20 protein-coding genes and 7 pseudogenes are annotated in these 18251 nt (G+C 34.0%); 9 read left to right on the top strand and 18 right to left on the bottom strand.

The window, feature by feature from the left end; translation table 11 throughout:
• Window positions 1-269 precede the first annotated feature (269 nt).
• A pseudogene (locus ACM6HU_RS01620) lies at window positions 270-473 on the bottom strand (TetR/AcrR family transcriptional regulator); the annotation flags it as partial.
• Window positions 474-499: 26 nt separating this feature from the next.
• Window positions 500-631 (bottom strand): hypothetical protein, encoded by a 132-nt coding sequence (locus ACM6HU_RS01615; RefSeq protein ID WP_016115508.1) that lies wholly within the window; start codon window positions 629-631, stop codon window positions 500-502.
• 220 nt (window positions 632-851) lie between these two features.
• Between ACM6HU_RS01615 and ACM6HU_RS01610 the strand changes: the two genes are divergently transcribed.
• The gene (locus tag ACM6HU_RS01610) at window positions 852-2231 is read left to right on the top strand and encodes an aldehyde dehydrogenase (protein WP_016115509.1); all 1380 of its coding nucleotides are present in this window, start codon (window positions 852-854) and stop codon (window positions 2229-2231) included.
• An 82-nt stretch (window positions 2232-2313) separates the two neighbouring features.
• On the opposite strand, the gene ACM6HU_RS01605 is transcribed toward ACM6HU_RS01610, so the two are convergent.
• From ACM6HU_RS01605 to ACM6HU_RS01585, 5 genes and pseudogenes are all read right to left on the bottom strand, one after another.
• Window positions 2314-2823 carry a transposase domain-containing protein gene (locus ACM6HU_RS01605; protein WP_016115510.1) on the bottom strand — a complete coding sequence of 170 codons (510 nt, stop codon included), beginning with the start codon at window positions 2821-2823 and terminating at the stop codon, window positions 2314-2316.
• 82 nt (window positions 2824-2905) lie between these two features.
• A pseudogene (locus ACM6HU_RS01600) lies at window positions 2906-3049 on the bottom strand (TetR/AcrR family transcriptional regulator); the annotation flags it as partial.
• 185 nt (window positions 3050-3234) lie between these two features.
• Window positions 3235-3711, bottom strand: a complete 477-nt coding sequence (locus ACM6HU_RS01595; RefSeq protein ID WP_016115512.1) for a GyrI-like domain-containing protein — start codon at window positions 3709-3711, stop codon at window positions 3235-3237.
• 31 nt (window positions 3712-3742) lie between these two features.
• Window positions 3743-3991 (bottom strand): MazG nucleotide pyrophosphohydrolase domain-containing protein, encoded by a 249-nt coding sequence (locus tag ACM6HU_RS01590; protein ID WP_033671330.1) that lies wholly within the window; start codon window positions 3989-3991, stop codon window positions 3743-3745.
• Window positions 3966-4754 (bottom strand): annotated as a pseudogene (locus tag ACM6HU_RS01585) (MFS transporter); the annotation flags it as partial. The pseudogene ACM6HU_RS01585 and the gene ACM6HU_RS01590, both read right to left, overlap by 26 nt.
• Here ACM6HU_RS01585 and ACM6HU_RS01580 point away from each other — a divergent pair.
• From ACM6HU_RS01580 to ACM6HU_RS01565, 4 genes and pseudogenes are all read left to right on the top strand, one after another.
• A pseudogene (locus ACM6HU_RS01580) lies at window positions 4735-5301 on the top strand (LysR family transcriptional regulator substrate-binding protein); the annotation flags it as partial. The pseudogenes ACM6HU_RS01585 and ACM6HU_RS01580 sit on opposite strands and share 20 nt — an antisense overlap.
• 22 nt (window positions 5302-5323) lie before the next feature.
• Window positions 5324-5614: a DUF3784 domain-containing protein gene (locus tag ACM6HU_RS01575; protein WP_016115516.1), complete on the top strand. Its 291-nt coding sequence runs from the start codon at window positions 5324-5326 to the stop codon at window positions 5612-5614.
• Window positions 5615-5646: 32 nt separating this feature from the next.
• Window positions 5647-5793, top strand: a pseudogene (locus tag ACM6HU_RS01570) (IS1595 family transposase); the annotation flags it as partial.
• A gap of 143 nt (window positions 5794-5936) precedes the next feature.
• Window positions 5937-6314 carry a hotdog domain-containing protein gene (locus ACM6HU_RS01565; RefSeq protein ID WP_016115517.1) on the top strand — a complete coding sequence of 126 codons (378 nt, stop codon included), beginning with the start codon at window positions 5937-5939 and terminating at the stop codon, window positions 6312-6314.
• Between the two features lie 159 nt (window positions 6315-6473).
• Here ACM6HU_RS01565 and ACM6HU_RS01560 read toward each other — a convergent pair whose 3' ends face one another.
• The 3 genes from ACM6HU_RS01560 to ACM6HU_RS01550 form a co-directional block, all read right to left on the bottom strand.
• On the bottom strand, window positions 6474-6755 hold the full coding sequence (locus ACM6HU_RS01560; protein ID WP_016115518.1) for a hypothetical protein: 282 nt from the start codon (window positions 6753-6755) through the stop codon (window positions 6474-6476).
• Window positions 6756-6778: 23 nt separating this feature from the next.
• The gene (locus ACM6HU_RS01555; RefSeq protein ID WP_414847965.1) at window positions 6779-7267 is read right to left on the bottom strand and encodes a DUF1648 domain-containing protein; all 489 of its coding nucleotides are present in this window, start codon (window positions 7265-7267) and stop codon (window positions 6779-6781) included.
• 394 nt (window positions 7268-7661) lie between these two features.
• The gene (locus ACM6HU_RS01550; protein ID WP_016115520.1) at window positions 7662-7862 is read right to left on the bottom strand and encodes a VOC family protein; all 201 of its coding nucleotides are present in this window, start codon (window positions 7860-7862) and stop codon (window positions 7662-7664) included.
• A 142-nt stretch (window positions 7863-8004) separates the two neighbouring features.
• On the opposite strand from ACM6HU_RS01550, the gene ACM6HU_RS01545 reads away from it, so the two are divergent.
• Window positions 8005-8985 (top strand): ketoacyl-ACP synthase III, encoded by a 981-nt coding sequence (locus ACM6HU_RS01545; protein ID WP_414847964.1) that lies wholly within the window; start codon window positions 8005-8007, stop codon window positions 8983-8985.
• 301 nt (window positions 8986-9286) lie between these two features.
• Here ACM6HU_RS01545 and ACM6HU_RS01540 read toward each other — a convergent pair whose 3' ends face one another.
• Both ACM6HU_RS01540 and ACM6HU_RS01535 read right to left on the bottom strand, forming a co-directional pair.
• Entirely contained in the window at window positions 9287-10285 is a 999-nt protein-coding gene (locus tag ACM6HU_RS01540; protein WP_016115522.1) for an HAAS signaling domain-containing protein, read from the bottom strand.
• A complete protein-coding gene (locus tag ACM6HU_RS01535; RefSeq protein WP_016115523.1) occupies window positions 10272-10619 on the bottom strand; it encodes a PadR family transcriptional regulator in 348 nt (115 codons plus the stop codon). The genes ACM6HU_RS01540 and ACM6HU_RS01535 overlap by 14 nt, the downstream gene beginning before the upstream one ends.
• Window positions 10620-10899: 280 nt before the next feature.
• On the opposite strand from ACM6HU_RS01535, the gene ACM6HU_RS01530 reads away from it, so the two are divergent.
• Together ACM6HU_RS01530 and ACM6HU_RS01525 are read left to right on the top strand one after the other, a co-directional pair.
• Window positions 10900-11937 carry a serine hydrolase domain-containing protein gene (locus ACM6HU_RS01530; protein WP_016115524.1) on the top strand — a complete coding sequence of 346 codons (1038 nt, stop codon included), beginning with the start codon at window positions 10900-10902 and terminating at the stop codon, window positions 11935-11937.
• A 523-nt stretch (window positions 11938-12460) separates the two neighbouring features.
• Window positions 12461-12751 (top strand): annotated as a pseudogene (locus tag ACM6HU_RS01525) (helix-turn-helix domain-containing protein); the annotation flags it as partial.
• Window positions 12752-12974: 223 nt separating this feature from the next.
• Here ACM6HU_RS01525 and ACM6HU_RS01520 read toward each other — a convergent pair.
• The 6 genes and pseudogenes from ACM6HU_RS01520 to ACM6HU_RS01495 form a co-directional block, all read right to left on the bottom strand.
• Window positions 12975-13270 (bottom strand): annotated as a pseudogene (locus ACM6HU_RS01520) (DUF4180 domain-containing protein); the annotation flags it as partial.
• A gap of 55 nt (window positions 13271-13325) precedes the next feature.
• A complete protein-coding gene (locus tag ACM6HU_RS01515; RefSeq protein WP_016115528.1) occupies window positions 13326-13574 on the bottom strand; it encodes a hypothetical protein in 249 nt (82 codons plus the stop codon).
• A 326-nt stretch (window positions 13575-13900) separates the two neighbouring features.
• Window positions 13901-14968: a flavin-containing monooxygenase gene (locus ACM6HU_RS01510; protein ID WP_016115529.1), complete on the bottom strand. Its 1068-nt coding sequence runs from the start codon at window positions 14966-14968 to the stop codon at window positions 13901-13903.
• A gap of 309 nt (window positions 14969-15277) precedes the next feature.
• Window positions 15278-16015, bottom strand: coding sequence for a metallophosphoesterase family protein (locus tag ACM6HU_RS01505; protein ID WP_016115530.1), 738 nt, complete (start codon window positions 16013-16015; stop codon window positions 15278-15280).
• 73 nt (window positions 16016-16088) lie between these two features.
• Window positions 16089-16781, bottom strand: a complete 693-nt coding sequence (gene yeiL / locus ACM6HU_RS01500) for a transcriptional regulator YeiL (RefSeq protein ID WP_016115531.1) — start codon at window positions 16779-16781, stop codon at window positions 16089-16091.
• 146 nt (window positions 16782-16927) lie between these two features.
• Window positions 16928-17443 carry a hypothetical protein gene (locus ACM6HU_RS01495; RefSeq protein WP_033671331.1) on the bottom strand — a complete coding sequence of 172 codons (516 nt, stop codon included), beginning with the start codon at window positions 17441-17443 and terminating at the stop codon, window positions 16928-16930.
• A 376-nt stretch (window positions 17444-17819) separates the two neighbouring features.
• On the opposite strand from ACM6HU_RS01495, the gene ACM6HU_RS01490 reads away from it, so the two are divergent.
• A complete protein-coding gene (locus ACM6HU_RS01490; RefSeq protein WP_016115533.1) occupies window positions 17820-18242 on the top strand; it encodes a DMT family transporter in 423 nt (140 codons plus the stop codon).
• Window positions 18243-18251 lie beyond the last annotated feature (9 nt).

Genomic DNA, 18251 nt, shown 5'->3' with positions numbered 1-18251 from the left:
AAAATGAAATTTAGTCAACAGTCTACATCTTTATTTTATTAAATTTAAAACATAAGAATAGATAAATACAATTAAACCAATGATGTTTAGTCTAAATCATTATTTTAACTAAACAAGGACCACACATATTAGACATGTTTAATATGTGTGGTCCTTTTAATTTCAACTGTTTCACTTACCTAACCTAAATATAATGCGAAGGGTTCTTTTCATTGAACTACCCCCACCTTCACCTCGTTTAGAGGAGTGGGTCTTCTCGGTTAAAATGATAAACGTGCATCCATGAATTTAAATTGTTGTGGAATACAAATTAAGATGCATCTTATTTTTCCAACTGTTTGTAACGTATCATCTTCAGCGATATTTTTTTCCTTTTCTTGAATACTTTCTATTATATTACGAATAATTTCATCTACTATCTCGTCCTTTGAAGAGAAGTGCTCATAGATTGTCCTCTTACTCACAGCTAATTGGAACATGTAAAATCGTATATCTTAATTTACAATATATCTTTTTCTTCTTTTTCTTCCTCTGTATTCCAATCTGTAAAGATGCTAGTAACGACTTCACCTGCAACTTCAACTACGAATTCACATAGGCCAGCTACCACTTCTTCAATCACTTCATGCATATTATCACACTCCTCTTTTAGTAAATTTACCTTTAGTATATAAGCTGGGTATTTTTAAATGCTATTGAAGAAGATGACAGATATCTTACAATTTTGTAAGATTAATAGAAAGAATGATTTGTCTGACTAATACGTACAATAAATGGATTGGGATCAAATCGTTTTTACAATTGATGTACATAGTATTTAAATATTTTCTTGCTATTGGAGGGATTTCCTAATGGTTGATAATATTCAACAACTTATTCAAGAGCATAGACAATTTTTCCATCATGATTATACAAGAAGTCTTCAATTTCGTCTTGAACAGTTAGAAAAATTAAAAAATTCTATTAAGCAATATGAAAATCAAGTGCTGAGCGCATTATATCAAGATTTACACAAAAGCGAGTTTGAAGCATATGCTGCAGAAATTGGTTTCGCATATAACAGTATCAACTTTATAATGAAATACCTAAAACAGTGGATGAAACCTCAAAAAGTAAAAACACCTATTCATTTTGCGCCTTCCAAAAGCTACATAATAAAAGAGCCATATGGTACAGTGCTAATTATTGGACCTTTTAATTATCCATTCCAATCATTAATTGAACCTCTTATTGGGGCAATTGCGGCAGGAAATTGTGTAGTCCTCAAACCTTCAGAAAATGCACCAAATGTTTCAGCTGTAATTAACAAAATAATAAGTGAAACGTTTGATAAGCAATATATTCGTGTAATTGAAGGAGATAGAGAAACAACTTCTTTATTGATTCATGCACCATTTGACCATATCTTTTTTACTGGTAGCGTTCCAGTTGGAAAAATTGTCATGGAAGCTGCGGCGAAAAACCTTGTACCAGTAACATTAGAACTTGGTGGAAAAGGACCAGCTATTGTCGATGAAACAGCTAACCTCGATATAGCAGCCAAACGTATTATCTGGGGAAAATTCATAAATGCTGGGCAATCCTGTATAGCACCTGATTACGTTATTGCACACAAATCTGTCAAGGTAGAACTGATTTCGAAAATGAAAGAGATAATCACAAACTTTTATGGATCAGATGTATCAAAAAGCAATGATTATGGTCGAATTGTCAATGAGAGACAATTCGATAGACTTATTTCTATATTAGAACAAGACCAAATTTATATAGTATTTGGTGGAAATTCATCTAGAAGTCATTTATATATTGAACCAACACTTCTTGAAGTAAAATCATGGGATGATGCAGCTATGAAAGAAGAAATTTTCGGACCGATTTTACCAATTATGGAGTACAATGATTTAGATGAGGTCATTCATATGGTTAACAACAACCCTAAACCATTAGCTTTGTATGTGTTTACTGAAAATAAAAATGTTGAAAAACAGGTATTAGGACGAATTTCTTTTGGAGGAGGATGCGTCAATGATACAATGTCACATATGGCTAATCTCCACTTGCCTTTTGGTGGAGTAGGAAATGCAGGGTTTGGTGCCTATCATGGCAAACATAGTTTTGATACTTTTACACATCGTAAAAGCATTTTAAAGAAAAGCTCAAGGATAGACTTAGGGTTGGTATTTCCACCGTATAGGAACAAAATTAAAATTTTAAGAAAGATTTTTAAGTAATAAGAAAGACACTGTTTGCCATTATTATTTATAAGTAAACGTCAAGTAACTCCAAAATATACAATAAAGGTTGATTTTAGAGTTACTTTTTGTTTGCTTCACTTTTTTTCGGTACGTTGCAACTAGATGGTAAATCCATTGACCACCGCAAGACTTTATCAATTTCCTCTTTATTGTTTAAATCGATATTGGGGAGCGTTTCAAACAAATAACGAAGATAATGATAAGGACTTAAATTGTTCTCTTTTGCGGTTTCAACCGGAATGTTTTGGACAGACTCATCCCTATGACCGTGTTTCTTTTTGCGACGATAGGTGATTGTTTCAACAGCTGGTTCAGGGGTTTCAGAATCACTTTCTTTCTCAGCCTTATTAAACAGTTCTAAAGCAAGTTGATTATTAGGTGTTTTTTCGCTAGACGTACCAAACCGTTTTTGTTGACTGAGACGAAATTGTTTTTCATACCATCTTACTTTTGCCGTGAGTTCCTCTACTTGAGCTTGAAGTGATTCAATTGTGGGTTGATTTGAATGTGAAAGTGTTGTTTTCATAGATAAACAAATTCGGAAAAAACATCCAAATTCCTTTTTCATAAAAAAACCTCCACATGTAGTATGTAAGGAGATTATCTCATGGGTTATTTACAAATTGTAGGTGGGGAATATTTGACGCTTACGCTAATTGTGTTGCTAAGTCACTAATTGTAAATGTAAACCCCTTCGTTTGAATTTGATGAATTGTTTCTGTTAAGATTCTTTGTTTCATAGTCGCCCCCCTGAACTTAAAGTACTCATTTAGTACTTTCGGTACCACTATCATTTCACAGTATTTAACACAAATTAAATAACTAATATTTCGAAATTTCATTTTTTCAAACAAAACCCTTAACAGCGCAATTCACGATTAAAATAGTTTGATAATTAACAAAAAATCTCAGAGCTTTATGCTCTGAGATTTTTTGTTTTTATGCAGGACTTATGCTTTTAAAACATAATAAATTTATATCATTCAATCGTATCTAACAACTCTACATCTATATTCTCAGTATCATTCCAATTATAAAATATTTCTAAATGCCATTTATCTTTCAGCCTTTTGTATTCATTCTCTTCAATCCATTTATGTAAGCGAGTATAGGCATCCATAATCTTGTCATTAGATCCTTGATGTCTTAAAATAGCATATCTTTGAGAGGGAACTGATAAAAATACCATATCGGTTGGAATCTCCTCGTATTCTTTCACTTCAACGCAAATCCAATATCCTTCTTCTTCGTCTAAGGTATTTTCTACAACAAATGCTCCATATTGTAACGAAGGATTGATTACATGCTTGATTTCACTCATACGTTTACATAAACGCATGGATGCTTTCGGTATTTCATTAATATATTGTTCACCAGAACAGAGAACTCGAAATCCCACCAACTTTATTTCATCCAGCTTCTTAACAGTCGGATGTCGTAATATTTGTTTTGACATATACTTATTTCCTCTCTGTTTTTATGGGTCTTTACCATTTTCTATCTCGATTGATTTCCATCTTCTCCTGAAATGCTTTCTCTAAATCGATTTCTAATTTATTCGCTAGGTCACATACATTCCAAATCACATCAAACATCTCTAATCCTATTTCTCTTTTTATATTATCATCATCATTTTGTTTTAATACCGCTTCTGTTAGTTCCCCTAGTTCAGTCATCAAATACATTGTACGCCTCTCAATCGTTGCATCAGCAAACCGCTGTAAGGAATAAAGCAATAATCGGCAATCCTGTTCGAGCTAAACGAAGGTTTCCTGTTTTACGTAAAATACGATCAGATAGCTTCGCCCCTAACGGTAATGTAATACAGGCTCCAAGCCAAGGAACCATGCCAAGATACCAAAGAGAAGATAATTGAAAATGGAATACATCTTGCAGATATTTCGGTGTCCAAGTTAATATTAAGAAATTGATATATTGAAAGCAAAAATACGCTAACGTAACCATGACGAATGTCGGAACTTTAAAAAAAGAATACCACGGCTCTTTTTGGATCCCTTTCTCTACTTTTACTGATTGAAGCACACCTTCAGAGCTACGAATCTCAGCTAGTTCTTCTTTCGTCACTCGCGGATGATCTTCAGGCATACTTGTAAAAGTAAAATACCAAATAACTGCCCATATAATACCAATTGCACCAAGGATAAAAAACATCATTTTCCAACTTGTAAAAGACAGTAGCATAACCGCTACAGGTGCAGTTAATACTGCACCTAACGGAACACCTACAAAGCCAAGGGATGTTAGAAAAGCTCGTTCTTTTGGCGCTGCCCAGTTTGCGGCTGTCTTATTCGAAACGGCGAAAGACGGCCCTTCTGTTAATCCGAACAAAACGCGGAAAAGAGCAAATCCTGCTAAAGCAGAGCCACCAAAAACAGCCATCCCTATTTCTCCTGCAAAAGCGGTCGCAATTTCAAAAATTGACCAGGTAGTTGCAGCTACGATCCATACAAATTTTGGTCCTTTTTTATCTGAAAAAATCCGTTATTTTCAAGAGAACTATCCAAATGTAAACTTAAAAATATGGGAAGGTGGTCCTTTATACTTAATAGAGCAATTAGAAAATCGGAATATTGAACTCGCTGTCTTACGTACCCCTTTTAATACGAAGGCTTTTTCTAGTATTTGTGTATCAAAGGAGCCATTCGTATTAGTCATGCCTGCAAAATGGGGGCTTCATCATTCAAATCTTCCAATCTCCATAACTGAACTAGATCATATCCCCCTCTTACTTTTACATAAAGATAAAGAAGACAGTTACCATCAGCTCGTCATTGATGAATGCAACCGCCATGGTATAAAATTAAATATAGCATGTGAATGTCCCGACTCTTCATTTGTACTTATGCTCATCATGGCTGGGATCGGAGCATCTATTCTACCTAAAAGTGCTGTATCTTATATCCCGCAAGAATTTATCAGAATAGTAGATTTAATAGATTTTCCATTTCAATCTGAATCATCAATAATATGGTTGAAAGATCGGAAACTCTCTAACAGTGCTAGACGATTTGTAGAATGCACATAAGAATGATTTCGGAGGTGTAATCATGGCCCTCTTCGCTTCTCCATCATTATGTATCATCGCTATAATTTCTTTCGCATTATCTTACTTTGTAGGAGTAAAACAGTATACTTGGCTCTTATCTGGATTTAATGAAAGACGTGTACAAGATAAGCAAAAACTAGCAAACATAGTTGGGCTTTATAACTTAGCAGCTGGTGTCATTGCGGCAATTGGTAGCGTCTTCACTACGCCCAACACACAAATTATTGTTCCTATTATTATCGTTGGACATGTTATATTAGCAGCTTACGTGAATACGAGAATGGTTCACTAATCCTTCTAAAAAGAAGGCTCTGTTAAGGGGAAATGGTTAACAAAGCGTTTAATAGCTTATTAAAGCATATGGACAAACTATCTCAAACGAAAAAAGAGCAAGCTTTTCAATGAGAGAAACACTCTGTTGAACCTACATCCTCTGTTGGTGGTCGTCTAATCAATGAAATGAGAAAAACGTATGACGGTTTACGCTTATCAAAATTCAATGTGTAGTCCTTATTGAGCTAACGGTCGGAATAGTTGAACACCGCTCTTAATTGTTACAATATTCAAACTATAACAAACCATAACAGTATTTAAACTTTAGGGAGGAGATTTATATGTCTTTAAAAGTCGGAGATATAATTATGTTTGAACGAACTTTTACAGTAAAAGATGTTGAATTATTTACAGAGGTTTCAGGTGATGAAGGGATTCACCATATAACCCCAGATGAACAGGGAAGACTTGTAACCCAAGGGTTACTAACGGCAACTCTACCAACGAAAATAGGTGGAGATAATAACGTACTGGCTCGTACTATGAATTTTGAGTTTTTAAGACCTGTATTTACAGGGGATACAATAATTTGTGAAGCTAAAATTGAAAAATACGAAAGGCAAGAAAATAATAGAACAGCTATTATTACATCCTTTTTATGTAAAAATCAGAATGAAAAGGTAGTATTAAAAGGCAACTTTTCAGGTGTAATACTGTGAATTCTTTCTACCTTCTTCAATTAACTGGAGCGTTAGAATCTGATTAGCAACATTAAAATTTAACAGAGCGAAAAAGAAAAAAGATAAGCAAATTTGCTTATCTTTTTTCTGCTTTCCATTCAGTATAATCCATATTAAGAGATGGATCTATTTATATTGTTATAAAGAATCCACATATTCTTTCGCTTCCAGCAATGAATACCCAAATGCTTCGCGCGCTTTCTTAACTGCTGTAATTGTTTTTCCAGCTTTCACAAGCTGCCGCAGTTCATTATTAATTTCGGGCTCTACCTCTCTAATTCCCATTTGTTTTGTTATTAATTCTAATCTAGTTTCCATACGCTTTAGTCTAGCATCTGTTCGTTTTTCTATTTGCTTTATCTTTTCTCCAATGTAAATGACACCAAAAGCAACTATTGGTAGTACCACCCAAAACCCCATAGCACTCCTCCTTATAACTTATTTTATACACGACGAAATCGAATGATATAAACTATCAAAGTAACAAATAAAATCACTATAAAACTTGTCAAAAACCAACTACCTAATCCATCCGCTTTCCCTATCGCAGTTTGTACTTCCTTCCATGTAGCAATAAAGAAAAAGAAGCTAATTTCAATATTTAAAGCAATCATCAATCTTCTTCCTTCTGCATATAATTTTGGTGCCTTTTCTTCTGACACATTCATAGAATAATTAAATAGTTGGGAAGCTTTCCCTAACATGTATAATAGAAAAAATAAAAGCAAGCCTACAATTGGCAAGATTAAAATACTTTCTTTTCCACTCCATCCATCTGGTCTCCCCATTCTGTCAAAATGGGAAGGGATCCTTTCTGGTAATTCCGACCACATAAAAAATACATATATAAATATACCGCATAACAAAACAAAGGATAGTACTTCTATACATGTTTCAAATTTTGTTTTTGGAATTTGTATATTCTGTTCCATCTCTATATCACCCCTCTAAATTTTACCATATTATGAATTTAATACATAATGAAGGTTTGAGTTTCAATATATCAAAATCCCCACTATAACTTATAGTTTTTTGCATTGTATTGAACATACTATTCGATATAGTCGGCTGGCTCATTTTCAAAAAGCAAATCGAAAATAAAACAATTATTATTCCGGTCATTATGTCAGGATGGACTTTATACATATTTCGATACAAGATTCTCCCCAAAATACCGCAATACTGCTGCCCTCATCCTTAAACGGATGAGGGCACTTATCTGGACTGCTTTATTTCTTAATGGATATGTTACATTCTCCTTGTCTATTTATCCCGCATTAACGAGCAGTAATACTCCCACCTCAAAATTCGGTGAAAGCAAAGAAGTTAGGTGGGAGATAAACTGCCCGTAAAAACCCGATTGGTATTCGAATTATTTTTACAAAATTCTAACTCACTCTCTCCTACTTGAATGCTAAAACTTGTTTCACCACTATTCTCTAATAAATGAAAACCTAATTTATGTAAATAGAAATCTCTCATTTCTTCTAATGCATTACTGTATAAAGTAACTCTATTTATCAACATCACAAACGCTCCCTTCTATTTCAGTTCTATATTCAGATCATATAATTAATAACTTAATTTTACAAATAATTGAACTAATAAGAAATTTTATTTACAATTAGAACTAGGTATTATAACTTAGTTATAAATAGGAGGTATTTATATGAATTCAAAAGCACGAATTACAGCTGTCGGAACTTATGTACCTGAGAAAGTACTATCGAATGAAGATTTATCAAACCTAGTTGAAACAACAGATGAATGGATTGTGCAACGAACCGGTATGCATGAGCGAAGAATTACTTCCTCTGATGAATTTTCCACAACTTTATGTATCCGAGCTGTCCAAAATTTAATTGATCGATTCCACGTTTCCGTTGATGACGTTGATTTAATTATTGTTGCAACTGCTACACCAGATTACATGTTCCCTAATACCGCAAGTCAAGTTCAGGCTTATTTTGAAATACCTCATACAGGAGCAATTGATTTAAGTGCAGCTTGTGCTGGGTTTGTTTATGGATTAATTGTTGCCAACGGCCTTATTACTTCTGGGACAAACAAAAAGATACTTGTGATTGGCGCTGAAACCCTTTCAAAAATCACAGATTATAGCGACCGTACTACTTGCATACTTTTCGGAGATGGTGCTGGTGCAGCTCTTTTAGAATATGATGAACACAGCCCTAGTTTTTTAGGAACTCATATGGGATCTAAAGGTTCTGGCGGAATCAACTTATACCAAACTGCCTTATCAAAAACAATGAATGGAACCCCATTACAAGACACACCCTACCTCGTTCAAAACGGAAGAGCCGTTTACAAATGGGCTGTAAATACAGTTCCACAAGGTGTACAAGAATTACTACAAAAAAATCATTTAGATATAGCAGAGATTGATTGGTTCATTCCACATAGCGTCAATTTAAGAATGATTGAATCCATTTGTGAGCGAACAGGGATTTCTCTTGATCGTACACTCATGAGCCTACAATATTGCGGAAACACTTCTGCTGCTTCTATTCCGTTAGCACTCGATATTGGGTTAAAAGATGGAAAAATCAATAATGGCGACACTTTACTTTTGTATGGATTTGGTGGAGGTCTTGTACATGCGGGGCTCATTTTAAGATGGAATATATAGTACATAACATAGAGGCTGATGTCTTATCGCATCGGCCTCTATGTTATGTTTCTTCCAAATTTTTGAATACTAATTGTTCCGTCACTCCACCATTCAATGAATTGCTTTAAAGAAGGAGCAACCCAAGTACGACTATCATCTTCGTGATTCCAGACATAACTTATAATCATTAAACATAGAAAAAATCCCTGATTTCAATTAAAAAGCAGGGATTTTTGGTATTTTAATAGACTTAGTGAAATGAATAAACTATTTTTGCTTATTCAAGAAAAACAACTATTAATTGAAAAGAAAATACGGATTAACGAATTTTAGCTTTGCGGAAACCATCAAATGCACTGATTGCTGCAGATATTATAAAGATGAAAATTCCACCGCCAACTATCCACGTTTTAAATTGATTAGTGGTAATAGTAAATACATCCGCCATATACGTAATGAAATCTTTGTTTAGTAAATTGGGATTTAATAATATCACAATAAATACAATAGTTCCAATTAGCTGAAGGACAGTATTGCATATTGCCATTCTTTGCGTCCATTGTCCCTTTATTAATTTATAAAGGGACAACGCTATTTCTAAACCGATCATAATAACAACGATTGGCCAATACCGAAGCAAAACATCTTGACTGAAAGTTGGCGTCACAAATTCAAGTCCGTTTCTACCACTTTCATATACACCTACAAGATGACTCGAATAAAAATAAAGAGTTGCCCAAATCGCAGTCCACATTAAACCTCCAAATACTTCAAACTTCGGAATCACTTTTTTCTTAGGGATATAAGAGATATTTTCCAAATCAGCAGGAGTCCATTTTTTAAGGCGTGCTGTTAATGGCTGCTCATCTCTTCCATTATCTGTTCTTTCTAAAACAGCAAACACAAGTGTTAGCCAAAAGAATACATGGATCCCTACTTCAATGATGCTCCCTATTCCTTTGCCCATAAGACTCAAAACAATATTTATAACCGCTTGTTCTCCACTATATCCAATAAAATTTTCGGCAATCATCGAAATTAACGAAATGACAGCGGCAATCGGTAAAATCATTTTTAATAACGTCATATATACATCAAAATAACGTGGACCAATTAAGTACATTGGCCGATCTCGATAACCACTAGCCAATGTGACTGGACTCCCTAATTTTTCAAGAACCGCCTTTACATCTTCTTCACTGTAATCATCAGGTAGCATATCCTCTATGGTTGACCGTAGCTCAAGTGCAATATCCTCACGATTTTTTTCAGGCAGCCTACGAGTAACTTCTTGGATATAAATCTCAATTAGATTCATCGTCTTCTTCCCCTTTTAATAAGCTATAGAGCTTCTTTGAATTCTCCATCCATTCCCTTTTTAACTGTAAAAAGATATCTAGCCCATGTTCACTTAAAACATAATATTTACGAGGTCTACTTTCAGATGTATCCCAACTACTCGTCACCAACTCCTGTTTCTCTAATCGACGAAGCAATGGATATAAAGTACTTTGATCAATGGTAATACCCGATTCCTCCAATAACTGAACAAGTGAATATCCATACTGTGGTGTTCGTAATTGACTTAAAACGGCTAATGTTAATGTTCCTCTCCTAAGCTCTGTCGTTAGCGAATTCAATAAATTACTCATTCACCCACCTCATTTTTATTACTATATGTCATACAGTATTTAATTTATACTATGCAACATACACTATTGTTGTGACAAAATTATTTAAAATTTAGAAATAAACAATATTAAGTAAAGTACATAACAAGTTGAAATAAAAAGAAACCACAAATTAGACATATCTAATTTGTGGTTTCTTTTTTGGTTTTTTCTTCCACAAGCCTGCACCGCCATATTTCCCTTTATTTAACATTTCATTTATTATATAGTGAATGTAACATTGAAAAAGGAGAATAATCACATGGAACTCAAAACGCTAGATATATATGAAAAAATGAATCAATATCCGGTAGCTGGACTAAGCCTAGCTATTATTCGTAATGGGAAATTAGAATATGCTGAAGGTTTTGCCTCACTTGAGTTTGGTACAGCTAGGAAGGTTAACGTGAATTCTATTTTCAACGCTTGTTCTATAAGTAAATTCCTCACAGCGATGCTCGTATTGAAATTAGCAAATCAAGGGATACTGAACTTAGATGAAGATGTGAATAATAAACTTGTATCTTGGAAAGTTCCTGAGAATAAGTTTACTAGTAGTAAAAAAGTTACCTTACGAAATCTATTAAGTCATCAATCAGGAATTATTGATCCACCTGAAAGCTTTGATATATATCATTCTACAAAAGGAAAACCTACCATTCTTCAAATTCTTCAAGGTCAAACATTTTATTGCCCAGTCCCAATTGAAGTTCAATATGAACCGGAAAGTACCTTTCACTATTCAGATGCAGGATTTTGTATAATAGAACAACTCATAGAAGACGTTACTGGGGAACCTTTTAATCTTTTATTACAAAAATTCATATTTGATCCTTTACATATGAATAACAGTACACTCCTGCACCCTAAGCAAGATACGACAAATAATCCTTTCGCTTGTGGTCACGATAAAAACGGACATGTGGTAGATGGAAAGTATCCATCCTATCCATATTTAGCTGCTGCAGGAGTTTGGTCAACTCCGACAGATTTAGCAGCCTTAATCATAGAAGTCATCCAGTCTTTACAAAGCAAAAGCAAACTCGGTCTCTCCTCCAAAATCGTCAAAGATATGATTTCTCCACAAGGTTGTTCAAAGTGGACCGGATTGGGTATATTTCTTGACACTCCAAACCAAGAAATAGAAATTTCTTCACTTGGTTGGGGCGTTGGGTTTCAATGTTTGATGCTTGCATATCCTTATAGAGGTACTGGCGCTGTCATTATGACAAACTCGGATTTAGGTGTTCATCAAAACGAAGGGATTATTGGAGATATTGTTAACTTATTAAAACTATAGGAAGCTTTAGTAAAAGGGCTATAATAAAAAAGCTACAAAAAAGCTAGCTTTTTTCGTTCTGACAAGCATAGAAAGATCCAATACTACACAAAGTGTAGAGCACTTAAAGCCGATTCTTCATCTGCTAAAAAGAATACTGCCTTCCTTTTAGCATTTCCCGACAGAAAACTCCCACCTCAAGGAATGGGTAGGACATGGTCCAATGAGTAGGTGGGAGATGAATGGCGGTTAGGCAAAAGCTTAACATTTCTCCTTGCGGAAGAGTCAGTATGAGGTATCGGGATCCGTTCGTTCCTATAGAAGGGAGATGATGCAGTAAGAAGCATTTTTACATATAAGGAATTGTTCCATCATAAAAGTCTTTCAATATGTATACATTTTTAAAGGGTGACAGAGGAATTTCGACAAAAAAGAAGAAATGATACGAGAGAAGTATTTTTTTGAATTGATTATGATATCGTTCTCATAAATATCGTGAAAAAAGCATGTAGAAAAACTAAAATAGGAAGTGAGGTGGAAAGTGGTGCTCGTCCATAAAGCGTATAAGTTCCGGATCTACCCTAGCGTAGAACAAAAAATACGTATCGCGAAAACAATGGGTTGTTCTCGTTTTGTATTCAATTACTTTTTAGCAAAATGGAATGATAGATATAAAGAAACAGGAAAAGGATTAACCTATGGCACTTGTTCTTCGCAATTACCTGCCCTCAAAAAAGAATTTGTATGGCTCAAAGAAGTGGACAGCACGGCTCTTCAATCTTCTCTTCACAACCTCGCTGACTCGTATTCACGATTCTTCAACAAACAAAACAAAGACGTGAAAGATCTGAAATTGCGTGAATGGAAGTGTCTTTCTTGTGGTATGCATCATGATAGAGATGTCAACGCAGGACAAAATTCGAGAAAAGAGGCCTTAAGGCTTCTAACCGTAGGGACTACGGGGATTGCCTACTCATAAAGCCGATGGATACTTTGGTGTTCGTAGGAATCCCCCACTTCAAGCAGTTTGTTAGAATGTTAAGTGGGGGTAGTTCAATACATTCATATATAAAATCCGCAAGACTTTTACTATTATATACATTGAGATCTCCGACAATAGCTAATTTTACGCCGTAGTTCATATACTTTTGTAAAATTTCACCCGCTAGGCCAGTTCTTAAGTTAAAAAATCCCTCTGTAATATTTACTTTGTTAATCAATATTTTTTGACAATCATAGAAAAATTGACGGATGCCATCAAGTCTAATGCTCCTTGTACATCCCCTATTATAATTTCAGAACTTTCTATAATGGCAACTTTAGAATTATCTTTTTCATGAATACGTATTTCCACCTGTATCCCCACCTAACATTACATTTTTCATTAAATTATCATTCTTCTTTTTTCTTTATATAATATTTTTAGCTACAATCTTAAGATGCTCAGGGGCGATGATTTCCTTTATACTTTCTTGAAGATCCTCTTGAAGCATTTCTTCAAGAGGATCCAATGATACTTCAAGAGATGTACACTCTAACGTTTCAATGTCTAATAAGGAATAATGTTCTTTTTTCTTTATGACTAAATATTGATTCTCTTCCGTTACAAGTAAAGAACCTAATCTAATTCCGAGTAGACGTTGATCATCAAATTTCATACTATATCCCTCTCTCTATTGATAGATATACTATAGAAATAAAAACAATTTTATATAAATTAATATCCATATTATAACTTTACCAAAATTTATCTCTAAATAACACGAAAATTGGTATTATTATCCTTACAAATGAAACCTACACTACATATTTCACATGCAATATTCTTAATTCTTCATATATTGCAGCACAAAAAACTTTCTCAACATACAAAGATCACTTTTTAGTTTTCTTAATTATCAGAATACATTATAATGAATTTAATAAAAGTTTGACCTCTCCTAATTCATGTACATATAGTTGATCGGTAGGAATTGCTACCGATCTATTTTTTTATTCTTTTATTAAACATTGAATCTTCTTTTTGAATAATTGAAAACAAAAATTCTGCATCCCGGCCCACACCACAAAGAAGTGCTGATCCTCTTTGATGTTGCCAAGGTAAACCAATATAGTATAACCCTTGCACCCCGCTAACACCTCTTGTATGAACTGGTGATCCTGCTTGATTCATTGCACCTTCTACTTCAATCCACTGATAATTTGGTATGAACCCTGTAGACCATACTACATTCTGAACATGGCATGTGCTATCATCTGAAAACACTACTTTATTCTGCAATGCATTTACGACCTTCGGCTTCAATGCTATTGCTCCATTACGAATAAGCTCTCTACATTCATAACCAAATATAGGATCTTTCTGCTTCTGAAACCATTTACCTCCCTTTGTATTGGTTCCAGCGTATAATAATCCTATTTTTTCAAGCCAAGCAAAAATACTTCTCCCCATTATTTTTAGTGGTAAAAAGGAAAGATGATAACTTACAGCAATCGTAACATCACGAGATTTCGCTAGTTCTACTGCAATTTGTGTACCGGAATTCCCTCCTCCTACTACAAGGACTGATCCCTCTGGAATTTGTATTGGTGATTGATATTGTGAAGAATGGATTTGAAAAATATCATTGGAAAGATTTTGAGCGATTGGAGGAATAAAAGGTTGCTGAAAAGCACCTGATGCGATAATAACGCGTTTAGATCGTAGTACTTCTTTAGGAGTATACACCTCAAATTCATCCTCCTTTTTTCTTACTTTAAAAACATTTGTATGTAGCCTCACTGGTAAAGAAAAACGCTGTACATACTCTTCTAAATAATTGGAGATTTCATCTTTAGTAGGAAATTCATTTTGGTTTCCATCTAACCTCATACCCGGCAGTGCACAATAAGCTCTTGGTGTAAACAATTGTAAAGAATCGTATCGCTTTCTCCACGAATCACCAATTCTCTTTTCTTCATCTAATAAAACAAAGTTATAGTTTCCTTGCTGCAAGTAATATCCCATAGCTAATCCTGCTTGACCAGCTCCTATTATAATTACATCTAACATTTTCTTATCCTCCTTTTCATTCCGAAAAACATATGAATAATTGTTCATATATTCATATGTTTTATCCAATCATATAAATTTTCTTTTTACAAATCAAGGAAAACAATTCTTTTTCTACCCAATATGTAAACATAAAAAAGCACCATCTTAGTGATAAGAAACTTTCCCTTACCACTAAGATGGTGCTTTTCAAATTTAAAAAATAAACAATCTATGCTACAACATCCATATACTTTATATTCGCATTACTTCTCACTAGAAATCACTAAAACTACTTCGGATCTTCGGTTTGTTTTAATCTCAAGATTGTTATCCCATCCTTCCAGTTCGTAACGCCACCGCCCAATCATTTCGCCCATTACAACCTGCACTCTCTGCTGCTTTCTCCCAATCGTATGGTAATGAAATTTGTTCGATAATCCACCATTCTGATTCCTTTTCCATAACTACATAATTAGCGTGTGGTGATCCTGATTCCATTTTATGAAGAATCGGTAAGTCATCTTTGTAAGCAGGAAGTCCTACACTCCCTGGATTGATAACCACTTTCCCATCTGGTAAATATACAACTCTAGGAATATGAGTATGTCCACATACAATTATTTTTTGCTCTATGTTTTGAAGATGTTTCATAATTTCATCTGTAGTCTTCAATATCCCGCCATCTTCTGTCATTTTTTCTAGCAAATATATTTCATCCGAATCTGGTGTTCCATGACAGAAAAGAATGTCTTCCATAATATATTGAGAAGGATGTTCCTTTAGCCAATTTAAATGCTTAGTTGTTAATAGCTTTTTCACTTCATTTAGAGTAACTGATGAATCTTGTATCGACTCCCATAGCATTCGATCGCAGTTACCTCTAATATGATTCATCTTGTGCTTCATTAAAATCTTGATTGTTCCTACAGGATCTATGGGACCATACACACTATCCCCTAAATTAAAAATCAAATCAACATTACGACGTGAGATATCTTTTAATACCGCTTCTAACGCAAAACTATTTCCATGAATATCTGAAATAATAGCTACTTTCTGTTTCATAGGAGCACCTGCCATTCCAAAATTCTAATATAATCTTTCAAAAAAACTTCAAACATCTACATTTACAATCAGTTTATTTATAAACATCCGTACCAAGCTCTTTTAAAAAATCTATATCTGTCACTTCAAAGTACCCATTATTCTTTCTTATTACGCTTTTATCACAAAGAATATTTAATGTCCGTAGTAGGTGCCTATAACTTGTTCCTAACAATTCCGATGTCTCAGTTAAATTCCCATTAAATATAATTCTTTGTTCATTATGAATAAGTCTTTCCCCAGTCGCAAGAATGTAACTTGCTAACCTATTCTCAAGAGGATACAGTAAATTAATTGTACTGTTTTTTGACAGTCTATTTAACTTCTGAGACAAAGAACCACAGATACACCTTAAAAAGATTGCATCCTGAAGCAATCGTTCTCTCACCTTTTCTAAAGGGATTCCAATGCAATAAGAGTCTACCATCACTTGTACATTTGAAGCTGTTTTTTGTGAGTGGATTAATTCAACATCTCCCAATATTTGCAAGTCATCATAAAAACATAATAATACAGATTTCCCATTACTTAATGTGTTATAAGCCTTCGCTTTTCCTTCAACAAAGAAATATAAATAGTGAATATCTTCATTCTCCTTACAAATATGTTCATTCTTTTTAAAGAGTAATAGTTCCATATAGGATTTCATGTCATTACTAAAAAATGATTCAATATGATTCTGTCTTACATAATCATCTAACTTATGAGAATTGCTTATTTTCTTCATAGATCCCCCACCTCTGTAACTCTTTTTAATTATAAGGCTTTGTTAAATGATAATGTTGATATCTTGTGAAAAGAAAAAAGGTTCACTCAGCCCTTTTCTGGTTTCCACTTCAACTAACCGATTCTTTAGTTGAAGTAGCCTTTAAATTAATTATCCCATTTTGTAATTGCATAAAAAATTTCTTTTGGATTAGGGTCGTGTTCCAAATATCCTCCATAGCGAAAAACCAGAACACCATAGCTAAAATCTTGACTAATAATCCATATATCATCATTGTTAATACATTGCCATAGAATGCTAAAGTTCTCTATTGCCCATTTTCCGTTAACAAGAAATATTGGACTGTCATCTATGCCCAAAAATAAATAAACTAATTTTTCTTCAATATCTATCCTTTGCACATACTGAATAACCTCTTGTTCCCAACTAAATTCCTTTCTGAAATTACTATAATTAATCACAAAATCCCATTTATGTAATTCAAATTTCCATTTCTCGTGAACCTTATTAAGAATTATTTCTAATTCTGGAGATGTGATTACATCACTTTTTTCTATGACAGTTGACATATCTTCGGTTAGCAACCTCATTAATTTATATCTCTGGCTCTTTTGTTTAGCTATTTTCACCTTTCGTTTTAAACGCATCTTTCGTTCATCCATAAACGCACCCCGTTACTGTTAATCGCATTATAGTTTCATTTAAATAAAAATTTATTAACTTTTTTATTGTATTAAACTACACTGTTAGTTTAACAAAAAATCAACAGCAGTCTTTAACAGAGCCAATTATAAAAAAAATTTCTTCCTTCTACTATGACATATGTCATAGTAACTCACGATTTAATCATGCTACATTGCATGTAAAGTGAAACTTTAATCAGTGGGGGTTTTCTTCATCCCTCACTGATTATTAGTTGAACGAATAGGGCTTTTACGGGCAGTTGATCCCCGCCTAACTTCTTTGCTCTTGCTGAATTTTGAGGTGGGGGTCTTACTGCTCGCGAATAGCGGGATAAATTTGTAAGGGGGAACGTCATTGTATAATTTGCTCTCAATTATTATAGGTGCTTTCATCGCCATTATGATTCCTTTAAATGGTATCTTATCTGAAATGACAGGTAACTATACATCTAGTGTGATGATTCATATCGTTGGATTAGTTGCTATTGTCATTGTTTTACTCGTTAGCAAATCCAAACTTCGCATGCAAAAAGGGATACCGCTTTATCTTTATAGTGCAGGAGCCATCGGTGTTTTTACCGTACTATTTAGTAATATAAGCTTCACAGCACTTGGTGTCTCTATTACAATCGCTTTAAGTTTACTTGGGCAATCTGTTTCATCTATTATTATCGATCATTTCGGCCTATTAGGGATGAAGGTCGTAAAATTTGAAAAGAAAAAAATCTTTGGATTACTGCTAATTTCTTCTGGAATCATTGTTATGACTATATTTTAATGGAGGATG

Origin of the sequence: Bacillus sp. IT-79MI2, assembly GCF_949768135.1 — a bacterium.
In the GTDB taxonomy this organism is placed as follows: Bacteria; Bacillota; Bacilli; order Bacillales; family Bacillaceae_G; genus Bacillus_A; species Bacillus_A pseudomycoides.
Note: the sequence above shows the minus strand (reverse complement) of the source record. Positions and strands in the feature narration are given on the sequence as shown.